Here is a 2,671-nt window from a genome sequence, read left to right on the forward strand (position 1 = left end):
TTTTTTGTCCCTGGCTATTCGTCAGCACGGTTTGTCTGGGTGTGCGGGTATCCAGGCAGGCTGGCCGCTGGCAAATGGTGGGGGGAGTACGCCGGACTGGATTTGAGGGATATTTTTCATGGTTTATCTAGTCCAATCCATCTCAACCTTCTTTCCATCAGGCATGATCATCCAACCACGCTCAATGACTTCTCCATTCTCTCTTTGTGGCTCCCTGAAATCCCCGCCTGGCATTACATAACGATAAGTTCGTCCGCCTATGGCGTTGTACCACTCTTCCACATCCCATCCAACCAACACACCATGATCCGCCAGGCGGATCTTGAGACGCAACAACGAACTACCATTTTTACGGATAAAGTCCAAGACATCATCGGGAATCCGCGAGGCAACTTGGACGGTGTAGTCTCCAAGGATGGTTCCACCTTCAAAGCCATGGAAAATATTAGGCACTCCATAACTGTTTTCCCGGGGTTCCGCATCCTCCGTTCTCCATGTCACATGCAATGTTCTGGGAATGGACATGGCGTCAGTAAAAGTGGAATGGCGATCACCTCCTTCGCCGAGAGATAATTTGGCATTCCATACTACGCCATTTTGATTAAGCATTGTTACATTTTTCTTATCTTCGCCGACTACACTAATATACAATACTCCTCCATGGATTTCCCGATATTTATAGATCAGCATTTTGTCTTCGGGGGTCAAATTGATCACTTTTTCTGGAGGAGCTTTGGGCTTCAAAAGGATGTACGCGCCACCTATCAGGAAGAACCCCGACAACATCATTGACAGCAGTTGGCGCTGGTGACTCGAGGATACTAGCGTGGCGAGTTTGCTCAAAAAATTGGTATTTTTCATACCTATTTAATCCTCAAATTTCCGAGATCATAACCATTTTTCAACAACCAATCCCGGTAATTTCTCATATTCACCGTGCCCGTTTCATTGCTTGTATATATACTTTTCTTCCGTCATCATGGCGGAATCCGGGCCGACGGGTGAATTATATGTGATACGAGGCACTAGATTACGTGGTGTATAATTTATAAAGCCGTGTTTTTTGATTTCATCGTGGGTCAACCCTGTATTGCGCATCTCAAGCTGTTTCACCATTTGGCCATTAGTATAGCGCACATCCCGATCTTCAAGATTACCGGTGGCTTCGCCATTGTTTATATTTTCACTCTTGTCGTGCAATACGGGGTTGGGTGACACCTTGATCGGCTTCTTGCTCATTTCGACTCCGGCGCTTCTGGCCTGCTCTACCATCCACGCCAGTGCAACGCTGGACAAGGAATCGTCCTTATAACCGCCACCAATATTCGCGTGTGAACCAATAAATCCACGTTCCATGCGGGTTTTATCCTTGGGGATTTCAGTGCCCATGATGGATTCCAATGGAAATGCACCCAATGCGCTCTCTTCAGTCGATTTTGGCCGATCTCCAGGCAAGATATTATCACGATGCTCATTCAGGGCCACTGCGTGAGCGACATAGGAAAACTGAACGGGTATGGCTAATTTATATTTGTACAACGAGTGATTGGTGCTCAACACCGTATCCCACAAACCCATAAAACGGAAGTTGACCTTTCTGCAGACTTGCTCTTTCGTCTTTTTGTCTTTATAACTATACAAACCCTTCGAATCCGTTTTTGCCGCAATTCTGTTGGAAAAATCACGTGCCTGCGCAGCGCCCCTACTAAATCCAATGATATCTACTTGCATGGTCTCATCTTCTTTCGTATTCTTGGCTTCTGCATTGAAATACTCAATCATGCGTTCAATACGATCTGGCCCTGTGCAATTCAAACCCTTGTCTTGATCGGCAGCAGAAATAAGGGAAGAAACATAATCAAGAAGATCATAAGAAGGGTTAGGATTACTATCAGAAGGATCAGGAGGAGTATCAAAAGGATCAGGAATGGCAGGCGGAAAACATCTCCTTGGCTTAATTGGGCGCGAAGGATCGCTCACATCAACCGTTCCAACTCCACTGATATAGCGAATTCCCCCATTTGATTTTTCGTAGTATTCTTGAAAAGAAACAACATTTGTCACGCCATTTCCTGAATTCAGATCAGCCGCATTCGTACTATTCCCCGTCCCATCAAACGCAAACAGCACCAACCCATCTGGATCAATGTATTTAAGCGGGTTGTAGCGCACATAGCTATAGGGATTGGGTCCATCGGGCGTGCCCAGGGGATCGGGGGTCAGGTATTGACCGCGTTCGGGGTCGTAGTAGCGCTGGCCGTTGTAGTACAGCCCGGTTTCGCTGTCGGCGTATTGGCCTGGCAGGCGCAGGTTGAGCGTGAAGTCCGTTTGCGCGGCTTGTGCATCCAGCCGCACTGTGCGGATGCTTGCTTGCCCAAAGGGCGCGTAGCTGGCCTGCCATACCAGCTGCCCTTGTGCGGCGGTGGCCGCTTCAATGGCCCCGAGGTGGTTGGCGTGCAGCCAGACGATTTTTTCTGCTTGATCAAACCAGCTTTGCACAATGATTTTCAGATCGGCCAGCACGCTGCGGGGGGCGTCGGCCAGTGGGCGGCCTGCGGGGGTGTCGATGACTGCAATGGGTCTGTTTGCCAAGTAGATGTATTGGCGCGTGATCCGACCCTGTGCGTCGAGTTCGGCGCTGAGTTGGTGGTCCTCGTACAGGTAGGCTGTG

Annotated in this window: 2 protein-coding genes; both read right to left on the reverse strand. The window is 48.8% G+C overall.

The window, feature by feature from the left end; translation table 11 throughout:
* Positions 1 to 123: 123 nt before the first annotated feature.
* Positions 124 to 861 (reverse strand): hypothetical protein, encoded by a 738-nt coding sequence (locus VTU_RS32975; protein ID WP_138927947.1) that lies wholly within the window; start codon positions 859 to 861, stop codon positions 124 to 126.
* Between the two features lie 84 nt (positions 862 to 945).
* Positions 946 to 2,671 (reverse strand): RHS repeat-associated core domain-containing protein (locus tag VTU_RS31835; RefSeq protein ID WP_201766159.1); only part of this gene is annotated, 1,726 nt, incomplete at its 5' end.

Source organism: Verminephrobacter aporrectodeae subsp. tuberculatae At4, from assembly GCF_000193225.1.
GTDB classification, from domain to species: domain Bacteria; phylum Pseudomonadota; class Gammaproteobacteria; order Burkholderiales; family Burkholderiaceae_C; genus Acidovorax; species Acidovorax aporrectodeae.